We start from the raw sequence: 21,899 nt of genomic DNA, 5'->3' as shown, positions 1-21,899 counted from the left end.
GGCGCGCGACGCGGCGGTCTAGGCGGCCGGCGCCGGCTCCACCTCGACGGGGATGCCGTTCAGTACGGCGTTGCCCGAGAGTGGGTCGATGGCGGCGTCGTCCGCCAGCAGGTTCGAGTTGGCGCCGGCGTGCGCCGCCGCGACGCGAAGGCTGCTCGCCGGATCGTCGTGACCCCAGCCGTGCGGGATGCTGACGACGCCCGGCATGATGCCGTCGGTCACCTCGACCGGGATCTCGAGCGCGCCGACGCGCGAGCGGACGCGGGCCGCGCCGCCGTCGACGAGGCCGAAGCGGCGGGCGTCGTCGGGGTGCACGTGCAGGGTGCAGGTCGGGCGGCCCTTCACGAGCACGTCGAGGTTGTGCATCCACGAGTTGTTGGACCGGAGCGTGCGCCGCCCGACGAGCACGAGCGGCGCGGTCGCGCGCGCGAGGGTGGCTGCGAGGCGCGCGACGTCGGCGACGAGCGGGGGTGGCGCCAGCTCGATCTTGCCGCTCGGGGTGCGGAGGATTTCCGGGACGCGCGGTCGGAGGGGGCCGAGATCGATGCCGTGCGGGTGGCGCGCGAGCACGTCGAGGCCGAGGCCACCCTCGCGACGCCCGAACGCGTCGCCGTACGCGCCGCTCCGGAGGAGGAAGTCGAGGAGGCGGTCCGGCCCGCGGCGCGCACCGAGCGCGGTGATGAGTTCGGCGGGATCGCGTCCTTCGACGGGGGAGCCCGGCGTCGCGACCTCGCGCGCCGCGACCTGCCCGATCAGGAAGTCGTCGAGCGCGGCGACGTCGGCGCCGTGGCCCATGCCGGTCGCGATGGCGCCGAGCTTGAGCAGGATCTCCCACTCCTCGAGCATGCCGTCGGGGACCGGGAAGACGGGCGCCGAGTAGTTCGCGACGTTGCGCACCGCGAGCTGGTAGAGCGCGACGTCGTAGTGCGAGCGCTCGAGCGCGGACGGAGCCGGCAGGACGACGTGGGCGTGCCGCGTGGTCTCGTTCAGGTAGATGTCGACGCTCACCAGGAAGTCGAGCGTGGCGAGCGCGGCGCGCAGGCGGCCCGCGTTCGGCGTGCTGAGGACGGGATTGCCGGCGACCGTGACGAGGGCGCGAATCCGTCCGTCGCCGGGCGTGTCGATCTCCTCGGCGAGCGTCGCCGCCGGGAGCTCGCCGTACACCTCCGGCAGCCCGCGCACGCGGCTCGCGAAGCGTCCGAAACGAACGCCGCGTCCGACGCCCGGGGTGCCGGTCGCGTTCTTGGCCCCGGCGGCCGCCTTCGGGAACATGGCGCCGCCATCGCGGTCGAGGTTGCCGGTGAGGACGTTCAGGACGTCGACGAGCCAGCTCGCCAGCGTGCCGAACTCCTGCGTGCAGGTGCCGATGCGGCCGTAGACGGCGGCGCGGCGCGCCCCCGCGAGGTCGCGCGCGATGCCCCGGATGACGGCGGCCGCGAGCCCGGTGATGTTCGCGACGGCCTCCGGAGTGAACGGACGGGCGAGGCGCTCGACGTCGCCGAGTCCGGCCGTGTGCTCCGCGAGCCGGCCGAGCGCGACGCGGTCCTCGGCGATGAGCACGTGGACGAGCGCGAAGAGCAGGTGGGCGTCGGTCCCGGGGCGGATGTAATGATGCGCGTCCGCTTCGAGCGCCGTCAGGCTGCGGCGCGGATCGATCACGACGAGCGTGCCGCCGCGCGCGCGCAGCGCCCGGAGGCGGCCCTTCATGTCGGGCGCGGTCATCAGGCTGCCGTTCGAGGCGAGGGGGTTGGCGCCGAGCACCAGGAGATGGTCGGTGCGGTCCACGTCGGGAACGGGGATCGAGAGCGCGCCGCCGAACATGAGGCCCGCGGAGACCTGCTTCGGCATCTGGTCGATCGTGCTCGCGGAGAAGACGTTGCGGGTGCCGATCGCTTTGATGAGCGCCGGCACGTAGAGCCCGGAGAGGTGGTGGGCGTTCGGGTTGCCGACGTAGACGGCGACGGCATCGCGTCCGTGGTCACGCAGCACCGTGCCGAGCCCGCGCTCGATCTCGGCCCAGGCCTCGTCCCAGGTGGCGGGTACGAGGCGTCCGTCGTGGCGGACGAGCGGCGTACGCAAACGGTCCGGATCGGCCTCGAGATCCTTCAGCGCGTAGGCCTTCGGGCAGAGGTAGCCGGCGCTGAAGACGTCGTCGCGATCACCGCGGAGGTCCTCGATGGCGCGGCCGTTCGTCGTGATGCTGAGGCCGCAGGTCGCTTCGCAGAGCGGGCAGGTCACGTGGCTCGTCGTGGTCGGCATGACGGCTCTCCCTTCGTTCCGGCGGCCTAGCATAGACGCGCACGCGGCGGGAGGGCGCGCCGTGCGCGGTTGGCGGTGGCCGGGTCGGCGGCGCGATGCTACGAGGTCCCGCCGTGGCGCGATCACCGTTCGCCCCTGACCCCCGCACGGCGGCTGCCGCGCTCGTTGCCGTGCTCGCGCTCTCCGCCGCGCCCGCGGCGCGCGCCGCCGAGACGCTCGTCGTCCCGCCGCGCGTCCGCGTGCTGGTGGTGGCGCCGCATCCGGACGACGAGTCGCTCGGAGCCGGGGGATTGATGCAGGAGGTGGTCGCCGCGGGCGGGCGCGTCGACGTGCTCTTCCTGACGAACGGCGACGGCTATCCCGAGGCGGTCGAGGCGGCGACGGGTCATCGCGAACCGTCGGCGAGCGACTATCGCGCCTTCGGCGAGCTGCGACGTGCCGAGGCGCTCGTCGCGCTCGAGCGCTACCGCGTGCTGCCGCCGTCGGTCACGTTCCTCGGATTTCCCGACGGCGGCCTCGCCGAGATCTGGCGACGCGGCGAGCGCGAGCCGCCCTACGAGTCGCCCTACACCCGCGAGGACACTCCACCGTATCCGCACGCGTTCGAGGCGGGCGCACGCTACGTGAGCCGCGATCTGATCCGCCTGATCGCGCGCATGGTGGCGCGCTCCGCTCCGGACTGGATCGTGCTGCCGACCCCGCTCGACAACCACTCCGACCACTGTGCGAGCTTCACCTTCGTGCTCGCGGCGCTGCAGGCGCTCAGCGGCGAGCCGGGCGGGGCGGACAAGGCGCCCGACCGCCTGCTGACGTATCTGGTGCACACGGCGCGCGGTTGGCCTCCACCGCCCGACCAGCCCGGGCCGTTGCCGGAGCCGGCCGCGCTCTTCGCTCCCGGGCGCTGGTTCTCGCTGCCCCTCGACGAGGCCGAGGTGCGCGCGAAGCTCGACGCGCTCGAGACGCATCGGACGCAGGCGGCCGTCATGGAGGCGTTGTTCCGGTCGTTCGCGCGGCCGAACGAGCTGTTCGCGGTTCTCGAGCGGGAGCAGCTCGCCGGCCTGAAGCCCGGGACGCCCGCCTGCGGCCCCGAGCTCCCGTCGCGCGCGTCGCATCCGGCGCCGACTCCGCCCGGCCGGGGGTGAGGCCGGCCGAGGATTTGTTCGGGCCGGCAAGGCTGATATCCGGTAGGCACCATGGGCACCGCCCGGACGCCGCGAGGGCTCCGCGCGCGCCGCGCGCCGCGGGCAGCTGCGAACGGCGAGGCCTGGTACCGGGCGGTGTTCGAGCAGGCCGCGGTCGGCATCGCCCGCGTCGCCCCGGAGGGGCGCTTCCTCGAGGTGAACGATCGCTTCTGCGAGATCGTCGGGTATCCCCGGGCGCGCCTGCTGGCGGGCGACTTCCAGCAGATCACCCATCCCGACGACCTCGAGGCGGACCTGGCGCACGTCGAGCGCTTGCTGGCCGGCGCCGCCGGATCCTACGCGATGGAGAAGCGCTACGTACGACCCGACGGCACGACGGTCTGGGCCGCGCTGCACGTCGCCCTCGTGCGCGACGCCGCCGGCGCCCCGACCGACTTCGTGTCGGTCGTGAAGGACATCACGGCCGCGAAGCTCTCGGAGCGGACGATCCTGGAGTCTTCGGCGCGGCTCGAGACCCTCTCGCGGCGCCTGCTGACCGTGCAGGAGGAGGAGCGGCGCACGCTCGCGCGCGAGCTGCACGACGAGATCGGCCAGCAGCTCGCAGCGCTGAAGCTGAATCTCGAGGCGCTGCGCGCGCGCCACGCCGTCATGGCCGGCGACGCGCGCCTCGTCGATTCGCTCGAGATCCTCGACCACACGATCGGGCAGATCGCCGACGCTTCACTCGCTCTCCGGCCGAGCATGCTCGACGACCTCGGCCTGGAGGCCGCGTTGCGCTCGCACGCGCGGCGTCAGGAGGTGCGCTCGGGATGCGCGGTCTCGGTGCGGGGCACGATCGAGCGGAGGCTTCCCGAGCACGTCGAGACGGCGGCGTTCCGCATCGCGCAGGAGGCGGTGCGCAACGCCATCGCGCACGCGGCGCCGAGGCACGTGGAGGTCCGCGTCGCGCTCGAGCTCGGCATGCTGGTGCTGACGGTGTGCGACGACGGACGGGGGTTCGACGTCCGGGCCGAGGCGGCGAGCCCGCGCGCCACCGGCATGGGACTGCTCGGTATGCGCGAGCGCGCCGAGCTGATCGGCGGCGCGCTGGAGCTGACCTCCGCGGTCGGCGCGGGCACGGTGGTCCGCGCCCGGCTGCCGCTCTAGCGTCAGCGCGCGCCCACCTCGGCGACCCATTCGAGCACGAACGGCCACGGTCCGTACCCGGCGGCGACGTTGATGTGGCCGGCGCCGGGCATGGCGCGGAACGCGATGTCGAGCGTGCGCGCGATCTCCGCGAACTCCTCGGGGCCGGCGTAGTCGTCGTTGTCGCTGCCGACGAGGAGGGTCCGGGACGCGAGCGGCGCCCACACGTCGGCGCGGCGCGGCGGCGGCAGAAAGGTGTCGACGGGCTCGAAGGCGAGGAAGGGCGAGGGCGGGGCGACGAGAAGCGCCGCGTGGACGCCCGCCGTGCCGTGCTCGGTCAGGAGGTGGTCGAGCGCCCAGCACCCGAGCGAGTGGCAGAGGAACGTCACGGGGTCGCGGCGCCGGCGCGCGTCGTCGAGGACGGCGGCGAGCTCCGCGACCCACACGTCCTTCCGCGGCGCGGCGGGCGACGAGAGCTCCGGAAAGGCGACGCGGACGCCGCCCGCCGCGAGCGCCGCCGCCGCCCACCGCTGCCAGTGCCCCTCGCCCGATCCTTCATAGCCGTACACGACCACGATCATGGGCGGGCATTCGTCCTTGCCGCTCCGCGACTGTCAAGCGAGCGCGTGCGACGTCGCATGGCGAATCGCGTGTGCGCCATTTCGGGTCGCCTGTTTCTCAAGGGTGCGACGGCGAGTGCCGATACAGACGCCGGAGAGGAGCGTGCATGCGTCCCCACATTCTCGTCGTCGACGACTCCGATGAGGTGAGACTCCTCGCGTCGCGTATTCTCGAGCGCGAGGGCTATCAGGTGACGGCCGCCGATTCCGGCGTGAGCGCGCTCGAACGGCTGCAGACCTTCGTCCCGGATCTGGTCGTTTCGGACATCATGATGCCCGAGGTCGACGGCTACCGCCTGCTGGAGCGCCTGCGTGAGGACCCGCGGCTCCTCGCCGTGCCGGTCATCTTCCTGTCGGCGCTCGGCGACGCGACGAGCCTCGAGCGCGGCAATCGGCTCGGCGTCGAGCACTATCTCGTGAAGCCGTTCACCGCCAAGCAGCTCCTCGCGACGGTGAGCGGCACGCTGCGCCGCTACGCCGAGCTCCGCCGGGTCCGGGTGATCGAGCAACAGGCGGCGCAGAGCACCGAAGGGCCGCGGCCCCTCGACTTCGAGACGACGGGCATCGCGCCGCTCGACGAACAGGTCGGAGGCCTCTGCCGCGGCCGCGTCTATCTCGGGCAGGGCGCCGGGGGCGGAGTCAAGGGCGTCTTCGCCGTCCAGTTCCTGCACCGCGCGCTCGAGCGCGGGGAGGGGGCGGTGCTCGTCACGACCGACCGCGTCGACACCGTGCTCTACGTCGGCAGCAGCGTCGGGCTCGATCTCCGGCCGCATGTGCGCTCCGGAAAGCTCGTGGTGGTGGGGCTCGCCGAGCGCTTCGAGTACGCGCTCGAGACGCGCAACGACGTCGTGGCGCTCGCCGCCGAGATCGCGAGCTACGCCGCCGAGTGTCAGGCGTCGCGCATCGTCATCAACTCGATCCTGACCATTCTCTGCTCGGCGCCGCGGTTGGTGCTGTCGGCGCCGCTCATGACGGATCTCGTCGACGGGCTCGAGCGCACCGGCGCGACGACGCTCGTCCTCTCCGACGACCCCGTCACGCCGCAGGAGGAGCTCGCCAACGCCTACTTGAAGCGCTCCTCGTTCGGCACGATCGTCCTCGGTTCCGAGGCGAGCGGCCGGCAGACCGGCGTGCTGAAGCTCGAACGCATGCACGGGGTGACGCCGCCGGCGGAGGGTCGGCCGTTCCGCGTCGCCTTCGGCACCGGCCTCGTGACCGTCGACCCCGCAGCGGCGCCGCATGTGTACGACGAGCTCGAGGAGCTGCGTCGCCACGTCGCGGTGGAGATGGCGAGCGCCGAGGACGAGGTGACCGGGCTCGTGACGACCGCCGGCGGCGGACTCCGCCTGCGCGACCCCTTCGCGCTCTTCCTGCGCGACTGCGTCGCCGCCGCGTTGAAGGCGACCGAGCGCTGCGCGCTGCTCGTCGCCCGCTTCGGGTTCGAGCCGAGCGGCGAGATGGTCGCCGGCGGGCCGGTCGCGCTCGCCCCGCACGACTTTCCGGAAGCGCTGGCGGGACAGGAGATCCTCTGCTGGCTGCATCCGACCGAGATCGCGGTCGTGGCGCTCGGCGCCGGCGGCGACGACGTGACGGCGCTCGCGGAGCGCCTGCAGGGCTGGCTCGCCGAGCGCGGGCGCGGCGCCGGGCAGGTGCTGGCGGGCTTCCGCGCCGCGACCGCTGCCTATCCGAGCGACGGCGGGACGATCGACGAGCTGCTGGAGAGTCTGGCGCGCGCGCTCGGGCGGGAGGAGGGGGCGGCGAAGCAGGCCGTCGCCTAGCAGCGTCCCGTGCGAGCATCGATGCGCTGTCTGGCCGGGACGTGGATCGTCCTGGCGCTCGTCTCGTGGCGTGATCCCGCGGTCGCGAGCGCGCCCTGCGATCCGAGGCCGCCGCTCCGCGACCGCCAGACGACGCTGGCGCGCGCGAGCGCGTGCTACCTGGCGCGCCGCCTGCCGGACGCGGTCGCGCTCTACCGCGCGTGGCTCGCGGTCCACTCCGACGACCGCGCGGTGCGCGTCGAGCTCGCGCACCTGCTGACGGAGACGAACGACCTCGCCGGTGCGGAGGCCGAGTACGGCCGGTTGCTCGCGGGTGGCGGGACCGACACCGATCGCCGAGCTCTCCACAAGGCGCGCGCCGACGTCCGCGCCTGGCGCGGCGAGCTCGCGCCGGCGATCGCGGAGTACGAGGCGCTCGTCGCCGCCGACGCGGGCGACGCCGGCGCGCTTCTCGGGCTCGGTCTCGCGCTGCAATGGAGCGGCCGCCTCGGAGACGCGGAGACGGCGCTCCGCGCCGCGCTCGCGGCCGATCCGCAGCGCGCCGAGGCCGAGCGGGCGCTCGCGGCCCTCCTCGCGTCGCCCTCGCATCGCGCGCTCGCCGCCGACGCGGAGCGGCGCGCGCATCCCGACGACGCCGGGCGCTGGGCGCTCGCGGTCGACGCGGCGGCCGCCGCCGAGCAGTTCACGCTCGCCGACACGCTGCTCGCGAGCGCGCGGCGGCGTTGGCCGCGCGACCGCCGCTTCCGGAGCCGCGAGGCGACGCTGCGCGCCGAGCGCCGGACGCGGAGCGCGGAGCGCGTCGCCGCCGCGCGCGCCAGGCTGGCGGCGAGCCCGGACGACGCCGACGCCCGGACGGGGCTCGCGGCGGCGCTCGCCGAGCGGGGCGATTTCGCCGAGGCGGTCGCGCTCTACGACGAGCAGCTCCGCCGCCGCCCGGACGACGCGACGACGCGGCGGCAGCTCGCGCGCACGCTCTCCTGGGAGGGGCGCTACGGACGGGCGCTCGCTGTGTACGACGCGCTCGTCGCCGCGGCGCCCGCCGACCTCGATCTCCGCCTCGAGCGCGCGAGCGTCCTCGCCTGGGACGGCCAGCTCGACGAGAGCGCCCGGGAGATCGCGGCGGCGCGCGGTACGGCGCCGGCGCGCGCCGAGCGCATGCTCGGCGACGTGTATCGCTGGGGGGGGGCGCGCGCGGCGGCGGCGCGCCACTACCGGGCGGCGACGCGGCTCGGCGGCGACGATGCGGACGCGCGGGCGGCGGAGCAGGCTCTCGCCGCGGAGAGCGGCGTCGCCGAGGGGCTCCCGACCTTCACGGCTGTGCAGGACTCCGACGGCTTTCGGCAGCGGCGCGTGACGGTCGAGGCGCGGCAGCGCCACGACCTCGCGACCGAGGTCGCCGTCGCGATCGTCCACACCGACTACGAGCAGCACGGCGCGAGCCTGCGCGCCGATCGCGGCCGCTTCAGCCTGCTGCGCGACCTCGACGACCGCTGGCGGCTCACGGCGGTCTGGGCGCCGACGGTCTACGACGAGGAGCGGACGAGCCACGGCGCGACCGTCGAGCTGACGCGCGTCCTCGGGCCGGAGAGCCAGGTCGCCGTCGCCTACGACCACTACGACCTCATCGACGAGGTGCTCACCGTCGCGTCGGCCGACCGCCGCATTCTGAACGGCGATCGGCTGCGGGTGCAAGGACGGCACGTGCTGCCGGGGCGCCTCGAGCTCGCGGGCACCGGCAGCGTCGCCGGGTACAGCGACGGCAACCGCCTCGTCGCGCTGCAGGCGTCGCTCGCGCGGCGCGTGTTGCGGAAGCCGGGGGTCACGGTGAAACTCGACGCCGGGTACCTCGACTACGCGGACCGTAGCGACCTCTACTGGGATCCGGCGCGCTATCTGACCCAGGGGTTGAGCGCGATCGTCCGCCAGGAGATCGCCCCCAAGGTGGCGCTGCAGGTCGACGCGCGCGTCGGCTACGGACAGGAGGAGGGACAGGGCTCGCTCGAGCGCAGCTTCGGCGCCGGCCTCGCGCTCGCCGAGGTCGGCGGCCTGACCGCCGAGTTTGGCTATCGCTACGGAGAGACGGGCCGCGTCGGCAGCGTCGGCGGCGGCAACGGCGGCGGCTACGTCGCCCACAGCGGCACGATCGCGGTCCGGTACCGCTTCGGAGCGTCATGAGCCGGCAGCGCTCCGGGATGTTCCCGCTGCTCTTCGTGGCGGCGTGCGTCGGCGTGTTGATCGGCGCCATCGCGCTCTACGTCTCCGTACTGCGCGAGGACTACGCGATCGACAACGCGATCGTGAACTTGTCCGTGACGGCGCTGCTCTGCTTCCTCGTCCTCCTGATCATCCGCTACTTCGCCATGCTGTGGTTCGCGTTCCTCGGCCACCTCGAGAGCCTGAGCGACCCGGAGATGGATCCCGCGGCGCCGCTGGTCTCGGTGCTGGTGCCGGCCTTCAACGAGTCGGTCTGCATCGAGAGCTCGATCCGCTCCCTGGCGGCGCTCGACTACCCGAATCTCGAGATCGTCGTCGTGGACGACGGCTCGACCGACGACACGTACGGGCGCGCGCTCGACGAGGCGCAACGGACGCGCCGGGTCGAGGTGCGGGTCTTCTCGCAGCCGAACGGCGGCAAGGCGGCGGCGTTGAACCGCGGTCTCCGCGAGGCGCGCGGCGGCTTCGTCATGTGCGTCGACGGCGACTCGCACGTGGCGCCGATGAGCCTGCGCGCCGGCATGCGGCACTTCGCCGATCCCCACGTCGTCGCGGTGGCGGGCAACGTGAAGGTGGTGAACCGCCGCAACCTGCTCACGTGGCTGCAGGCGCTCGAGTACGTCGAAGGCCTGAACCTGATGCGAAGCGCGCAGGCGTTCTTCCGGACGGTCAACATCGTGCCCGGGCCGCTCGGGATCTTCCGCCGCGACGCCGTGCTGGCGGCCGGGGGATACTCGACCGCCACTTTCGCCGAGGATTGCGACCTGACGCTCCAGCTCCTGGGGGAAGGCTGGAAGATCAAGTACGAGCCGCGCGCCATCGCCTACACCGAAGCGCCCGAGCGGCTCATGCCGCTCCTCAAGCAGCGCTACCGCTGGACGCGCGGCATCCTGCAGGCGCTGCGCAAGCACGTCGGCCTGCTCGGCGCATCGGGGCCGCGTCTCGGAACGCGCGTGACGATCGCCTACATGATGTTCGAGGCGATCCTGTGGCCGGCGATGAACGTCTTCGCCAACGCGTTCTTCCTGCTGGTCGCGGTCCGCTACGGGACCACGCGCCTCCTGGCGCTCTGGTGGATGCAGCTGACGCTGCTCGACGCGATCGGCGCGCTCTTCAGCGCGGCCGCGGAGAAGGAGGATCTGCGGCTCGTGCCGTGCTCGCTCGTGTACCGCATGAGCTACATCCTCCTGATCGACATTTGCAAAGTGCTGGCCACCTTCGAGGAGATCGCCGGGGTGCGCATGGGGTGGGGAAAGCTCGAGCGTCTCGGACGCTTGTCGACCTAGTCGGAGAGAAAGACGCCATGGACCTCGTACCGATTCTCGCAACCATCGTGCTGATCGCGACGCTGTCGACGCTCGTGCTCGGAGTGCTCTCGTATCTGGCCTTCCGCGCCCGTGAGAAGCGGCACCCGCACGCGATGCAGGAGCCGGCGCGCAAGGTGTTCTTCGTGCGTCTCGTCCTTCCCGAGACCCCGAGCTCGGCGGCCTTCCCGCGGAGCTGAGCCGGCGCATGCGGTTCCTGCGCGCATTGTTCGCGGTCGCCGTCACGGTCGCCGTGGTGAGCGCGGCGCTGCTGGTGTTCGTGCTGATCACGCACGGACGCGACGAGGAGAACGTCGTCGCGGCGCTGCCGCCGCCCACGCTGTCGACGGCCGACGACGCGGGCGGGGGGGCGGCGGTGCTGCTGCTGCGCGCCGAAGCGACCGCGCGCCACTTCGCGAGCGTGTCGGGCGCCGATCCCGAGGCGTACGACCGCCGCATCGAGGCCTGGCGCCGCCGGATCGAGACCGCGGGCGGGCGCGTGCGCGTGGTCGACGAGACCGCGCTCGCGACCGCGCTCGCTCCCGCGGCGGTCGTCGTGGCGCCGTCGGCCGCGGCGCTCCACGACGACACCGTGGCGCGGCTCGCCGCGGCGGTCGAGCGCGGCGCCGGCCTCGTCGCGACCTGGACGTACGGCGTGTACGGCGCCGACGGCGCCTGGCGCGGCTACGCGCCGCTCGGCGCGCTCGTCGGAGCGCGCGTGCTCGCCGACGCCGACGGTGGCGCCGCGCCTCGCTACCTCGCCCTGCACGGGCAAACGAGCGTCACGGCGGGGATCCCGGCCGGCGCGCGGGTCGAGATCCAGCCGTACGACCGGCCTCTGCCGCTCACGAGCGACACGGCCGTCGGGGAGTTCGTGGACTGGTCGATGCTCGCGCGCGACGCAGGCGCGGGGCCGCCGCAGACGGCCGTGGCGCGGGCCGTCCGCGGCCGGGGACGGGTGGTGTGGCTCAACTTCGAGCCGGAGGCGGTGGTCGGCGGCGGCGCCGGGACGGCGCGTGTCGATCGTCTGGTCGCGAATGCGCTCGCCTGGGCCGGCGGGCGTCCGCTCGGCGACCTGGAGACGTGGCCGCGGGGCGCGCGCGCCGCGGCGGCCATCGGCCTCGACGCCGAGCACGAGTTCGCCGCGGGCACGCCGATCGCCGCGCGCCTCGCGGCGTCGAACGTGCCCTTCACGAGCTTCGTCCTCAGCAAGGTCGCGGGCGACCACCCCGACACGTTGCGGGCGCTCGCCGCGGCGAGCGAGATCGCCTCGCACACCCACGACCACCGGCCGCTGAGCGAGCAGGACGAGGACCAGCAGCGCGCCCAGCTCGTCGAGAGCCGGGAGATCCTGAGGGAGCGCACGGGCCGCACCGTGATCGGCCTCCGCCCGCCGGAGGAGCAGACGAACGGCGATACCCTCGCCGCGCTCGCCGCCACGGGCTACCACTGGGTCGTCGGCTGGCGAGACAAGGACCGCGCCGAGCCGTGGATGCTCGAGAGCGGCGGCAAGGCGGTCGTCGTGCTCCCGCGCATTCCCCACGACGACTTCGAGTACGTGGTGCGGCGCGACGGTGCGGACGTCGCCGGCGCCTGGACCGCCATGCGGAGCGACCTCCAGCAGGTGCGGCGATTCGGCGGCTTCTACTTCTTCGATTTCCACACGCAATTCTGGAACGCGCCGGCGATTCGCGGCGGGGTCCGGCACCTGACGGGTCTCCGCAACCTCCCGGGCGTGTGGCTGGCGACGGTCGGCGAGGTGGCGGCATGGTGGCGGGTGCGTTCGCGGGCGGCGACGCGCGTCGTCGCGGCGGGTGAGGGTGCGGTCACGGTCGAGCTCGCGAGCGGCGCCGCCGCCTCCGAGCTCGCCGTCGTGGTCTACCTCGCGGACGTGAGCGCGGCCTGGTCGGTCGAAGCGGTGCGGGGCGCGCCCCCCGCGGTGGCGTCGCTCGGAGGCGCCGACGGCCGCCTGCGGCTCGTGTTCCGCGACCTCGCGGCCGGCGAACGCCGGCTCGTCCGCCTCGTCCGCGGCTGACGCGTCCGCCGCACGACCGAAAGCGCCGCGCTTCCCGAGATTCCCTAGCTCGTCGGGGTCGGCGTCGGCGTGCGGGTGCGCGTCGGGGTCGCCGTGCGCGTCGGGGTGGCCGTCGGGGTCCGGGTCGCGGTCGCCGTGCGCGTTGGCGTGGGCGTCGGGGTCCGGGACGGCGTGGCGGTGCGGGTTGCTGTCGGCGTCGCGGTGCGGGTGGGCGTCGTGGTCGCGGTCCGGGTCGGGGTCGGGGAGCGGGTGGGCGTGACGGTGCGCGTGCGCGTCGGGGTCGGCGTCCGTGACGGGGTCTCGGTCGCGGTGCGCGTCGGCGTCGCGGTCTTCACGGGTGAGCCGGTGTTGGTCGGCGTCGGCGGCTGCAGCGTCGCAGTCGCGCGCGGGGTCGCGGTGCGCGTCGGCGTGCCGATCACCCGCGTGTGCTGCGTGAGGCTCGCGTATGCGCCGAGGACGCCGCCCCGACGGACGGCGAAGAGCAGGTCGAACGTCTCGGCCGCGAAGCTCGACGGATACTGGACCCGCACGGTCGCCTCGGTCGCGTCGGTGGCGAGCGGGACCTGCCAGTAGCCGGTCCAGGACTCGCCGGCGACCCGGGTCGCGATCACGAGCACGGCCTCACCGGCCGCCGCGGCGGCGACGGTGTCGGGCGCGAGGAACGCGGTGACGCTCGCCGTGGCGCCGGTGTCGGCGGTGGTGTTGCCGGCGAGGTTGGTGACGAGGTGCGCGGCGCCGCTCGCGGGGACGGGCGGCTTCTCGACGGCGAGGGCGGCGGCGACGCCGTCCGGACCGGCGACGCCGCGCACGAGGTCGACGGCGGGCACCGGGCAGGCGATGGTGGCCGCGAGCTCGGCGGCGGCCCGCAGCGTGTTGACCCCGTCGCTCACCGACACGGCGCCGCTGCCGTCGAGGTCGCAGACGAGCGTCACGCACTCGCTCGGCAACCCGGCGGCGGCGCGCAACACGAGCACGCCGTCGGTGACGCTGATCGCCCCGTCGCGGTTCGCGTCGGCGCAGCGGCGGACCGTTCCGACCTCGTAGCGCGCGACGACGAAGTCGTCGAGTACGGTGGTGCCGGCGACGAGGAGATTGCCGTCGGCCTGCACGGCGACGGCGGCGGCGCGTCCGCCGGCGGTGGTCACCACGCCGCCGTCGCCGAAGCCGGCGTCGAGCGCTCCGTCCGCGCCGTAGCGGGCGAGCGCCACCGCGGGGATGCCGTCGCGCGTGCCCTCGCCGGCGACGACGTAGGCGCCGTCCGCCTGGCGCGCGAGCGCCCGGCCGGCGCCGATCGGCGTCGTCACGCGCCCGCCGTCGCCGAACGCCGGATCGAGCGCGCCGTCGGCCGTGTAGCGCGCGAGCGCGACCTCGAAGGACTCACCCGTGAAGGACGACCCCGCGGCGACGAGCTTTCCGTCGGGGTCGCGGACGAGCGCGCGGGCCTCGTCGAACGGGCCGAAGCTCGTGACGACGATGCCGCCATCGCCGAAATCCTCGTCGAGATCGCCGTCGGCGTCGTAGCGGACGAGCGCGAACGCGTTCGCGCCGCCGTTTCCGAGCTGCGCCGTGCCGGCGACGACGATCGCGCCGTCGGGCGCGACGAGGACCGCGTAGGCCACGTCGCTCCCGCCGGCGATGTCGGTCGCGACGGTGCCTCCGCGGCCGAAGGTCGGGTCGAGATCGCCGTCCGCCTCGTAGCGCGCGACCGCGAAATCGCCGCGCCCCTCGGTGGCGCCGGCCGCGACGATGCGGCCGTCGGGCTGGACCGCGACCGCCTCGGCGTGGTCGGCGCCGGGGCTCACGGTCGTGGCGACGCGGCCGCCGGTGCCGAAGCCCGGGTCGAGCGTCCCGTCGGCGCGATAGCGGTAGAGAGCGATCTGCTGCTCGGCGCTCGCGCCGTCGGTCACCGTGCCGGCGGCGACCAGCGTGTCGTCGGGGCCGAGCGCGAGCGCGCGGAGGGTGTCCTCGAACGGACCGAACGTGCGGACGATGCCGCCGGCGCCGAAGCTCGGGTCGAGAGCGCCGACGCTCGTGTAGCGCACCAGGGCGACGTCGAGGTCATTCGGGTCGACGTCGGTGCCGGTCGTGCCGGCGACCACGATGGCGCCGTCGGGACGGACGACCAGCGCGTAGCCGGCGTTCGGCACGCCGCCGACCGCCGTCGTGACCACGCCGCCGTCGCCGAAGCTCCGGTCGAGGTCGCCCGGGGCCGCGAGCACGATCCCGGCGAGCAGGAGCCCGAGCGCCGTCGCCCCCAGGGCCACCGCCCATCCGCCGCCGTGCGGACGCATCACGGGCCCGCACGGGCTCCGCATCGAACCGCTTTTCCTCGACACCACCGCCACCTCCGACTCCCGACGGGAAACGCTACCGTCGGCATGCGGCCAGGGTCAAACGAAAAGGTGCGTCGCGGCGGGAGGGAGGACGGTTGAACCGCCGCGGGGTGCCCCTTAAAAGATGGGGTCCACCATGAGGTGTCCGCACGCATGAGCAACGACCGGTCGACCCGCACAGCACTCTTGAAGCGCCTGCTCGCCGAGCGGATCCTCGTGCTCGACGGGGCGATGGGCACGTCCATCCAGGCCCTCGACCTCGGTCCCGGGGATTTTGGCGGCCCCGACCTCGAAGGCTGCAACGAGAACCTCGTCCTCACGCGCCCCGACGTGATCCGGGGCGTCCACGAGCGCTTCCTCGCCGCCGGCGCCGACATCCTGGAGACCGACACGTTCGGCTCGACGCCGCTCGTGCTCGCCGAGTACGGCCTGCAAGACAAGACGCACGAGATCAACGTGGCGGCGGCGGGGATCGCGCGCGCGGCCGCGGACGCGTACTCCACCCCCGAGAAGCCACGCTTCGTCGCCGGCTCGATGGGCCCGACCACCAAGACCATTGCGGTCACCGGCGGGGTCACGTGGGACGAGCTCGCCGAGCACTACCGGCGGCAGGCGCTCGGGCTGATCGCGGGTGGCGTCGACTGCCTCCTCCTCGAGACGACCCAGGACACGCTCAACCTGAAGGCGGGTCTGATCGGCGTCGACCGCGCCCAGGCCGAGCTCGGCACGGAGCTGCCGATCGCGGTCTCGTGCAGCATCGAGGTCATGGGCACGCTGCTCGCGGGCCAGGACATCGAGTCGTTCTACGTCTCGCTGGCGCACCGCGACCTCCTGTGGATCGGTCTCAACTGCGCGACCGGCCCGGATTTCATGACCGACCACCTCCGCACGCTCGCGGCGATCTCCCGCTTCCCGGTCGCGTGCGTGCCGAACGCCGGGCTCCCCGACGAGAACGGCAAGTACAACGAGACGCCCGCGATGGTGGCCGAGAAGGTCGGCCGCTTCGTCGCGCAGGGCTGGGTGAACCTCGTCGGCGGCTGCTGCGGCACGGTGCCCGAGCACATCCGGCGCCTCGCGGAAGGCGCCGCCGGGAAGGCGCCGCGCGCGCTGTCCGGCGTCCGCCGTTCGGTCGTCTCCGGCATCGAGACGCTGGTCATCGACGACGACACGCGGCCGGTGATCGTCGGCGAGCGCACCAACGTGCTCGGCAGCCGGAAGTTCAAGGAGTTGATCGCGGCCGGCAGGATCGAGGAGGCGAGCGAGATCGGCCGCGCCCAGGTGCGGCGCGGCGCCCACGTGCTCGACGTGTGTCTCCAGGACCCCGACCGCCCCGAGGTCGAAGACATGACGCGGTTCCTCGAGATGGTGGTGAAGAAGGTCAAGGTGCCCATCATGCTCGACTCGACCGACGCCAACGTCCTGCACGAGTCGCTCAAGCGCACGCAGGGGAAGTCGCTCATCAACTCCATCAACCTCGAAGACGGCGAGGAGCGCTTCCAGAAGGTCGTGCCGCTCGCACGCACGTTCGGCGCCGCGCTCGTCGTCGGCTGCATCGACGAGGACAAGGCGCAAGCGCAAGCCGTCACGCGCGTGCGCAAGCTCGCGATCGCCGAACGCTCGCACGAGATCCTGACGAAGACCTACGGGGTCGAGCCCGAGGACATCATCTTCGACGCGCTCGTCTTCCCGGTCGGCACCGGAGATCAGAACTACGTCGGCTCGGGAGTCGAGACGATCGAGGGCATCCGGCTCATCAAGCAGAAGCTGCCGCGCTGCAAGACGATCCTCGGGGTCTCCAACGTCTCGTTCGGGCTCCCGGCCGCGGGCCGCGAGGTCCTGAACTCCGTGTTCCTGTACCACTGCGTGCAGGCGGGCCTCGACATGGCGATCGTCAACTCGGAGAAGCTCGAACGCTACGCCGAGATTCCCGAGGAGGAGCGCAGGCTCGCCGAGGACCTCATCTGGGCGCGCGGCGAGGATCCGATCGCCGCCTTCGCGGCCCACTTCCGGGACCGCAAGAGCAAGCAGTCGGTCGAGGACTGGAAGGCGCTGCCGCTCGACGAGCGCCTGGCGCGCTACATCCTGGTCGGCTCGAAGGAGGGGCTCTACGCGGACCTCGACGAAGCGCTCCGCGAGCGCAAGCCCCTCGCGATCATCAACGGCCCGCTCATGGCGGGCATGGACGAGGTCGGCCGGCTCTTCAACCGGAACGAGCTCATCGTCGCCGAGGTGCTGCAGTCGGCGGAAGCCATGAAGGCCGCGGTCGCGCACCTCGAGCCGCACATGGAGAAGAGCGAGTCGTCGACGAAGGGCACGATCGTGCTCGCGACCGTGAAGGGCGACGTCCACGACATCGGCAAGAACCTCGTCGAGATCATCCTCGGGAACAACGGCTACCGGGTCGTGAACCTCGGCATCAAGGTGCCGCCCGAGGAGCTGGTGCGCGCCTACCGGGCGCACGCGCCGGACGCGATCGGCCTCTCGGGCCTCCTGGTCAAGTCGGCGCAGATGATGGTCGTGACCGCGCAAGACCTGAAGACCGCCGGCGTCGCCTGCCCGATCCTCGTCGGCGGCGCGGCGCTCACCAACAAGTTCACCCGCACGCGGATCGCGCCCGAGTACGAGGGGCTCGTGGTGTACGCCAAGGACGCGATGAACGGCCTCGACCTCGCGAACCAGCTACAGGACGAGGGGAAGCGCGCCGATCTCTCGGCCCGGCTCGCGAAGGAGGCGGCGGCGCTCGTCGGGGGCGGCGGCGCCGCCGCGGCGCCGATCGAACCCGGCCGGACGTTCGCGAAGGCGAAGCTGCGGCATGATTTTCCGATCCCGCAGCCGCCGGACTTGAAGCTGCACGTGCTCGAGGACTACGACCTCGACGCGATCTTCCCGTACATCAACCCGGTGATGCTCTACACGCGCCACCTCGGGTTCAAGGGCAGGTTCGCCGACGCGCTCGCGGCGGGCGATCCGAAGGCGCGCGAGCTGCGCGCCCAGGTGGAGCGGGTCGAGGACGAGATGCTCCGGCGCGACGACATCCGCGCGAGCGCGGTCTACAAGTTCTTCCGCGCCTACGGCGACGGCGAGAGCCTCGTGGTCACCTGTCCGGAGGGCGATCACGTGAAGGAGCGCTTCGCGTTCGGCCGGCAGGCGAAGGACGGCGGGCTCTGTCTCGCCGACTTCACGGCGGCGCGCGACTCCGGCCGCGTCGACTACGTCGCCATGCTCGCGACGACCATCGGCCCCGGCGTCCGCGCGCTCGCCGACGCGTGGAAGGCCGCCGGCGATTACCTGAAGTCGCACATCCTCCAGGTGCTCGCGCTCGAGGGCGCCGAGGCGTTTGCCGAGCTGCTACACCAGAAGATCCGCGAGATGTGGGGCTTCACCGATCCCGCCGGGATCACCAAGCAGGAGCTCTTCAAGGCGCACTATCGCGGCGTGCGGGTGTCGTTCGGCTATCCGGCGTGTCCGCGGCTGGAAGACCAGGAGCCGCTCTTCCGCCTCCTCGACGTCGAGAAGTCGATCGGCGTCCACCTCACCGACGGCTTCATGATGGAGCCCGAGGGGTCGGTGACGGCGCTCGTGTTCCACCATCCCGAGGCGCGCTACTTCGGTCTGACCGAGCAGGACGCGGAGCAACTGGAGCGCGCGGTGCGCGCGGGGGAGGGCGCCGTCGGTGCGTGAGGGGCGAACGGTGCTGGCGACGGCGCTCGCGTGCGTCGTCGCGGGGTGTCAGTCGGGAGGCGCGCCGTTGGCGGACCTGAGCGGCGACGCGCTCGCGCGCGCGCAGACGCTCGCGCCGAAGGACGGGCGGCTCGCGGGGCTCTACGCGCAGTCGTGCAAGGCCTGCCACACGGTGGCGGACACCGGCGCGCCGCTCGCGGGCGACCGCGCGGCGTGGGAGGCGCGCTGGGCGAAGGGGCTGCCCGCGCTCGTGCAGAGCACGGTCGGCGGCCTGAACGGCATGCCGGCGGGCGGTCAGTGCTTCGCGTGCACGCCCGCGGACTACGAGGCCCTCATCCGGTTCCTCGCCGGCCGCGAGCAGGCATGATCGCCCGCCGCACCGTCTTGAAGGGCGCCGTCGCGGCGGGCGCGGGCCTCGCGTTGCAGGGGTGCGCCGGCGAGGCGGAGCCGCCGAGCCCGCCCGTCCAGGACGCGGCCGGACACCTCGTCTGGCGCAACTGGTCGGGACACCTGCACTCGTATCCCGCCGAACGGTCCGCGCCGGCGAGCGAGGAAGCCGTCGCCGAGCTTCTCCGCAGGGCGCCGACGCCGATTCGCCCGGTCGGCGCGGGGCACTCGTTCACGCCGCTCGTGCCGACCGAGGGGACGCTCGTCACGCTCGACGGGCTCACCGGGGTGGTCGCGCACGACGCGCAACGTCTGCGGGCGACGGTGCGCGCCGGCACGCGTCTCGGCGATCTCGGGTCGGCGCTCGCGGCGCTGGGGCAGGAGATGCCGAATCTCCCCGACGTCAACAAGCAGTCGCTCGCCGGCGCGCTCTCGACCGCGACGCACGGCACGGGACGCGCCTACAAGGCGCTGCACGGCGACGCGGTCGCGTTCCGGATCGCGACGCCGGCCGGCGGGCTCGTCGACTGCGACGCCACCCGCAACCCCGAGCTCTTCCAGGCCGCGCGCGTCGGACTCGGGGCCTTCGGCGTGTTGACCCAGGTGACGCTGCAGAACGCGGCGCTCACGCGCGTGAAGAAGCGGGTCGAGCCGCGCCCGCTCGCCGACGTGCTCGAGGAGTGGCCTGCCCTCGTCGCCAAGCACCGCAACGTCGAGTTCTTCGCGGTCCCGTTCACCGGCATCGCCGCCACCATCACCGTCGACGAGGTGACCGAGGCGGTGCGGCCGCGCGGGCGCGACGAGGACGCCGGCATCCTCATGGAGCTGAAGCGCCTGCGCGACTGGACGTCGTGGCTACCGTCCGTCCGGCGCGGGATCGCCCAGAAGGTGCTCGCCGCCGGCATCCACCCGACGGAGGCCGTCGACGAGGGATGGAAGCTCCTCTCCAACGAGCGGCCGATCCGCTTCAACGAGATGGAGTACCACGTGCCGTTCGAGGTGCAGGTGCTGGCGCTCCGCGAGGTCGTGGCCGCGATCGAGGCGCACTGTCCGGACGTGTTCTTTCCGGTCGAGGCGCGGGTCATCGCGGCCGACGACGCCTGGCTCTCGCCGTTCTACGGCCGGCTCTCGGGCTCGATCGCGGTGCACGCCTACTACAAGGACGACCACCGGTTCTTCTTCGACCTCGTGGAGCCGATCCTCCGCCGCTACGACGGGCGGCCCCACTGGGGGAAGATGCACTCCTTGAAGGCCGCCGACCTGGCGGCGCTCTATCCGAAGTTCGAGGATGCCCGCCGCGTGCGCGCGAGCGTCGACCCGGCCGGCCGCATGCTGAACGGCTATCTCCGCGAGGTGTTCGGCGCATGAACCCGCCGGCCGTTCTCGACGCGCGCGGTCGCTACGAGCGCCGCATGGTCGGTTGGTCGGACGACGCTCCGGGCGAGTGCTTCACGCACACGGTCCGGTTGGAGGACGACGCGGGCGGGATCGAGCTGCGCGCCACGTGCACCCTCGCGCCCGGCTACGAGATCCGCGCCGCCGAGGTGCGGGTGCTCGCCGGCGAGCTCGCGCCCGCGGTGTGCGCGGCGGTGCCGCGCCTCGCGGGCGTGCGCATGATCGCCGGGCTCGGGCGGCGGCTCGGCGACGTGCTGGGCGAGCATGCCGGCGCCGCGCTCGTCGCCGACGCGGTCTTCGAGGTCGCGCGGCTTGCGCGCCAGGTGGCGAAGGTACCGGCGGCGGTCACCGCGGCGATCGCGCCCGACGACGCGGCCGCGTGCCGGCAACTCGACATGAGCGGCTGGGCCGACCTCTCGGACTCGTGCTTCACGTACAGCGACGAGGGCGGGAAGCTCCTCGCCAGCCGCCGGGTCGTGCCGATACTGCCGCCGGCCTTCTACAGCCAGACCGCCGGGGCCGAGCGCGTCTTCGTGCGCCGCAAGCTCGCGCGCCTGGTCCGGACGGGGGAGCGGCTGCATCTCTTCTCGTCGATGCACGACGACGTGCACGGCTTCGACGTCCACTACGAGATCGACCTCGCGACCGACACGATCGTCGCCGCCGACTCGACGACCTCGCGCTTGCCGTATCTCGGCCTCTGCGACGAGCCGCAGGCGCGGGTGCGGTCGATGGTCGGGGAGAAGGTGGACGCGCTCCTGCGCAAGCGCAGCGGCGCGCTGCTCGGGGGCACGCTCGGGTGCGCGCAGCTCTTCGACCTCACCGGAGACGTGTTGAAACTGCTCGACGCAAGCGGCCGATAAGGACCGATCTGCTGCGTTGCTCGGCCCTTCTCGACCGCTTGCTCAACGTACAGCCGTAGCGTGAAAGAGTTTCCCGATGAGCGCGAACCAAGAACCGGGTGTGTTCGAGATCATGTACTCGCTGCGGTCGATGCGGCGGTTGAAGGCGGATCCGGTGCCGGACGAGTTGATCTGGAAGGTGCTCGATGCGGGGGTGCGGGCGCCGAGCGGTGGCAACGTGCAGCCGTGGCGCTTCCTGGTGGTCCGCGACGCGGAGACGAAGCGTTTCATCCAGGAGCGCTACAAGCGCGGCTGGGACCGCTACCTCGTCGCCAGCATGCAGGCCGCCGCGACGGCGGCGGTGCCGATGACCGAGGCGGCGGCGGCGCGCATGAAGATGGTCGCGGCCGCGAGCCATCTCGCCGAGCACCTCCACGAGGCGCCCGTGCTGCTGCTCGTGTGCATGGCGCCGCGGCGGATGGAATTGTCGCCCGATCCCGAGAGCCGGCCGCCGAGCCCCGCCGCGCTCTACGCATCGATCTTCCCCGCGGTGCAGAACGTGCTCCTCGCGTGCCGCGCGTGCGGCCTCGGCGCGACCCTCACCACGCTGCACCTCCACTACGAGGATGCGATCAAGGAACGGCTCGGCATCCCGGCCGAGATCGAGACCGTCGCCCTGCTGCCGATCGGCTGGCCGGTAGGCCGCTTCGGCCCCGTCGCGCGCGCTTCCGTCGAGACCTTGACGTATTGGGACCGTTGGGGGGCCGCGCGCTCGCGCTGACCC

At 73.2% G+C, this 21,899-nt stretch carries 14 protein-coding genes and 1 pseudogene; 12 read left to right on the top strand and 3 right to left on the bottom strand.

The features are described from left to right. Positions 1–18: 18 nt before the first annotated feature. On the bottom strand, positions 19–2,259 hold the full coding sequence (locus IT293_08650; protein MCC6764717.1) for a molybdopterin-dependent oxidoreductase: 2,241 nt from the start codon (positions 2,257–2,259) through the stop codon (positions 19–21). Positions 2,260–2,372: 113 nt separating this feature from the next. On the opposite strand from IT293_08650, the gene IT293_08645 reads away from it, so the two are divergent. Then, a complete protein-coding gene (locus IT293_08645) occupies positions 2,373–3,401 on the top strand; it encodes a PIG-L family deacetylase (protein ID MCC6764716.1) in 1,029 nt (342 codons plus the stop codon). A gap of 51 nt (positions 3,402–3,452) precedes the next feature. After that, the gene (locus tag IT293_08640) at positions 3,453–4,547 is read left to right on the top strand and encodes a PAS domain S-box protein (GenBank protein ID MCC6764715.1); all 1,095 of its coding nucleotides are present in this window, start codon (positions 3,453–3,455) and stop codon (positions 4,545–4,547) included. Between the two features lie 2 nt (positions 4,548–4,549). Here IT293_08640 and IT293_08635 read toward each other — a convergent pair whose 3' ends face one another. Continuing rightward, the gene (locus IT293_08635) at positions 4,550–5,107 is read right to left on the bottom strand and encodes an alpha/beta hydrolase (GenBank protein MCC6764714.1); all 558 of its coding nucleotides are present in this window, start codon (positions 5,105–5,107) and stop codon (positions 4,550–4,552) included. A gap of 146 nt (positions 5,108–5,253) precedes the next feature. Here IT293_08635 and IT293_08630 point away from each other — a divergent pair, with 146 nt between their 5' ends. Genes IT293_08630 through IT293_08610 form a run of 5 tightly spaced genes read left to right on the top strand, consistent with a single transcriptional unit; the run spans position 5,254 to position 12,477 of the window. Then, positions 5,254–6,924: a response regulator gene (locus tag IT293_08630; protein MCC6764713.1), complete on the top strand. Its 1,671-nt coding sequence runs from the start codon at positions 5,254–5,256 to the stop codon at positions 6,922–6,924. A gap of 21 nt (positions 6,925–6,945) precedes the next feature. Next, positions 6,946–9,099, top strand: a complete 2,154-nt coding sequence (locus IT293_08625; GenBank protein MCC6764712.1) for a tetratricopeptide repeat protein — start codon at positions 6,946–6,948, stop codon at positions 9,097–9,099. A gap of 17 nt (positions 9,100–9,116) precedes the next feature. Next, positions 9,117–10,424, top strand: coding sequence for a glycosyltransferase family 2 protein (locus IT293_08620; protein ID MCC6764711.1), 1,308 nt, complete (start codon positions 9,117–9,119; stop codon positions 10,422–10,424). 17 nt (positions 10,425–10,441) lie between these two features. Beyond that, positions 10,442–10,642, top strand: a complete 201-nt coding sequence (locus IT293_08615) for a hypothetical protein (protein MCC6764710.1) — start codon at positions 10,442–10,444, stop codon at positions 10,640–10,642. Positions 10,643–10,650: 8 nt separating this feature from the next. Then, positions 10,651–12,477: a polysaccharide deacetylase family protein gene (locus tag IT293_08610; protein ID MCC6764709.1), complete on the top strand. Its 1,827-nt coding sequence runs from the start codon at positions 10,651–10,653 to the stop codon at positions 12,475–12,477. Between the two features lie 1,040 nt (positions 12,478–13,517). Here IT293_08610 and IT293_08605 read toward each other — a convergent pair. Beyond that, a pseudogene (locus IT293_08605) lies at positions 13,518–14,768 on the bottom strand (hypothetical protein). A gap of 195 nt (positions 14,769–14,963) precedes the next feature. Here IT293_08605 and metH point away from each other — a divergent pair. From metH to IT293_08580, 5 genes are all read left to right on the top strand, one after another. Next, positions 14,964–18,491 (top strand): methionine synthase, encoded by a 3,528-nt coding sequence (metH, locus tag IT293_08600; GenBank protein ID MCC6764708.1) that lies wholly within the window; start codon positions 14,964–14,966, stop codon positions 18,489–18,491. Further along, the gene (locus IT293_08595; protein MCC6764707.1) at positions 18,484–18,858 is read left to right on the top strand and encodes a cytochrome c5 family protein; all 375 of its coding nucleotides are present in this window, start codon (positions 18,484–18,486) and stop codon (positions 18,856–18,858) included. Before metH ends, IT293_08595 begins: the two co-directional genes overlap by 8 nt. After that, the gene (locus tag IT293_08590; protein MCC6764706.1) at positions 18,855–20,246 is read left to right on the top strand and encodes an FAD-binding protein; all 1,392 of its coding nucleotides are present in this window, start codon (positions 18,855–18,857) and stop codon (positions 20,244–20,246) included. The genes IT293_08595 and IT293_08590 overlap by 4 nt, the downstream gene beginning before the upstream one ends. Then, on the top strand, positions 20,243–21,136 hold the full coding sequence (locus IT293_08585; GenBank protein MCC6764705.1) for a DUF2889 domain-containing protein: 894 nt from the start codon (positions 20,243–20,245) through the stop codon (positions 21,134–21,136). Before IT293_08590 ends, IT293_08585 begins: the two co-directional genes overlap by 4 nt. Positions 21,137–21,212: 76 nt before the next feature. Beyond that, a complete protein-coding gene (locus IT293_08580; GenBank protein ID MCC6764704.1) occupies positions 21,213–21,896 on the top strand; it encodes a nitroreductase family protein in 684 nt (227 codons plus the stop codon). The last annotated feature ends 3 nt before the right edge of the window (positions 21,897–21,899 follow it).

This window comes from Deltaproteobacteria bacterium (genome assembly GCA_020848745.1).
GTDB lineage: Bacteria > Desulfobacterota > Binatia > UTPRO1 > UTPRO1 > UTPRO1.
Note: the sequence above shows the minus strand (reverse complement) of the source record. Positions and strands in the feature narration are given on the sequence as shown.

Excerpts from the sequence above, each read along its gene's own strand:
- IT293_08590 (MCC6764706.1), top strand. The coding sequence starts at position 18,855 with ATGATCGCCCGCCGCACCGTCTTGAAGGGCGCCGTCGCGGCGGGCGCG.
- IT293_08610 (MCC6764709.1), top strand. The coding sequence starts at position 10,651 with ATGCGGTTCCTGCGCGCATTGTTCGCGGTCGCCGTCACGGTCGCCGTG.
- IT293_08650 (MCC6764717.1), bottom strand. The coding sequence starts at position 2,259 with ATGCCGACCACGACGAGCCACGTGACCTGCCCGCTCTGCGAAGCGACC.
- IT293_08625 (MCC6764712.1), top strand. The coding sequence starts at position 6,946 with ATGCGCTGTCTGGCCGGGACGTGGATCGTCCTGGCGCTCGTCTCGTGG.
- IT293_08585 (MCC6764705.1), top strand. The coding sequence starts at position 20,243 with ATGAACCCGCCGGCCGTTCTCGACGCGCGCGGTCGCTACGAGCGCCGC.
- IT293_08615 (MCC6764710.1), top strand. The coding sequence starts at position 10,442 with ATGGACCTCGTACCGATTCTCGCAACCATCGTGCTGATCGCGACGCTG.
- IT293_08580 (MCC6764704.1), top strand. The coding sequence starts at position 21,213 with ATGAGCGCGAACCAAGAACCGGGTGTGTTCGAGATCATGTACTCGCTG.
- IT293_08635 (MCC6764714.1), bottom strand. The coding sequence starts at position 5,107 with ATGATCGTGGTCGTGTACGGCTATGAAGGATCGGGCGAGGGGCACTGG.
- IT293_08630 (MCC6764713.1), top strand. The coding sequence starts at position 5,254 with ATGCGTCCCCACATTCTCGTCGTCGACGACTCCGATGAGGTGAGACTC.
- IT293_08640 (MCC6764715.1), top strand. The coding sequence starts at position 3,453 with ATGGGCACCGCCCGGACGCCGCGAGGGCTCCGCGCGCGCCGCGCGCCG.
- IT293_08620 (MCC6764711.1), top strand. The coding sequence starts at position 9,117 with ATGTTCCCGCTGCTCTTCGTGGCGGCGTGCGTCGGCGTGTTGATCGGC.
- metH (MCC6764708.1), top strand. The coding sequence starts at position 14,964 with ATGAGCAACGACCGGTCGACCCGCACAGCACTCTTGAAGCGCCTGCTC.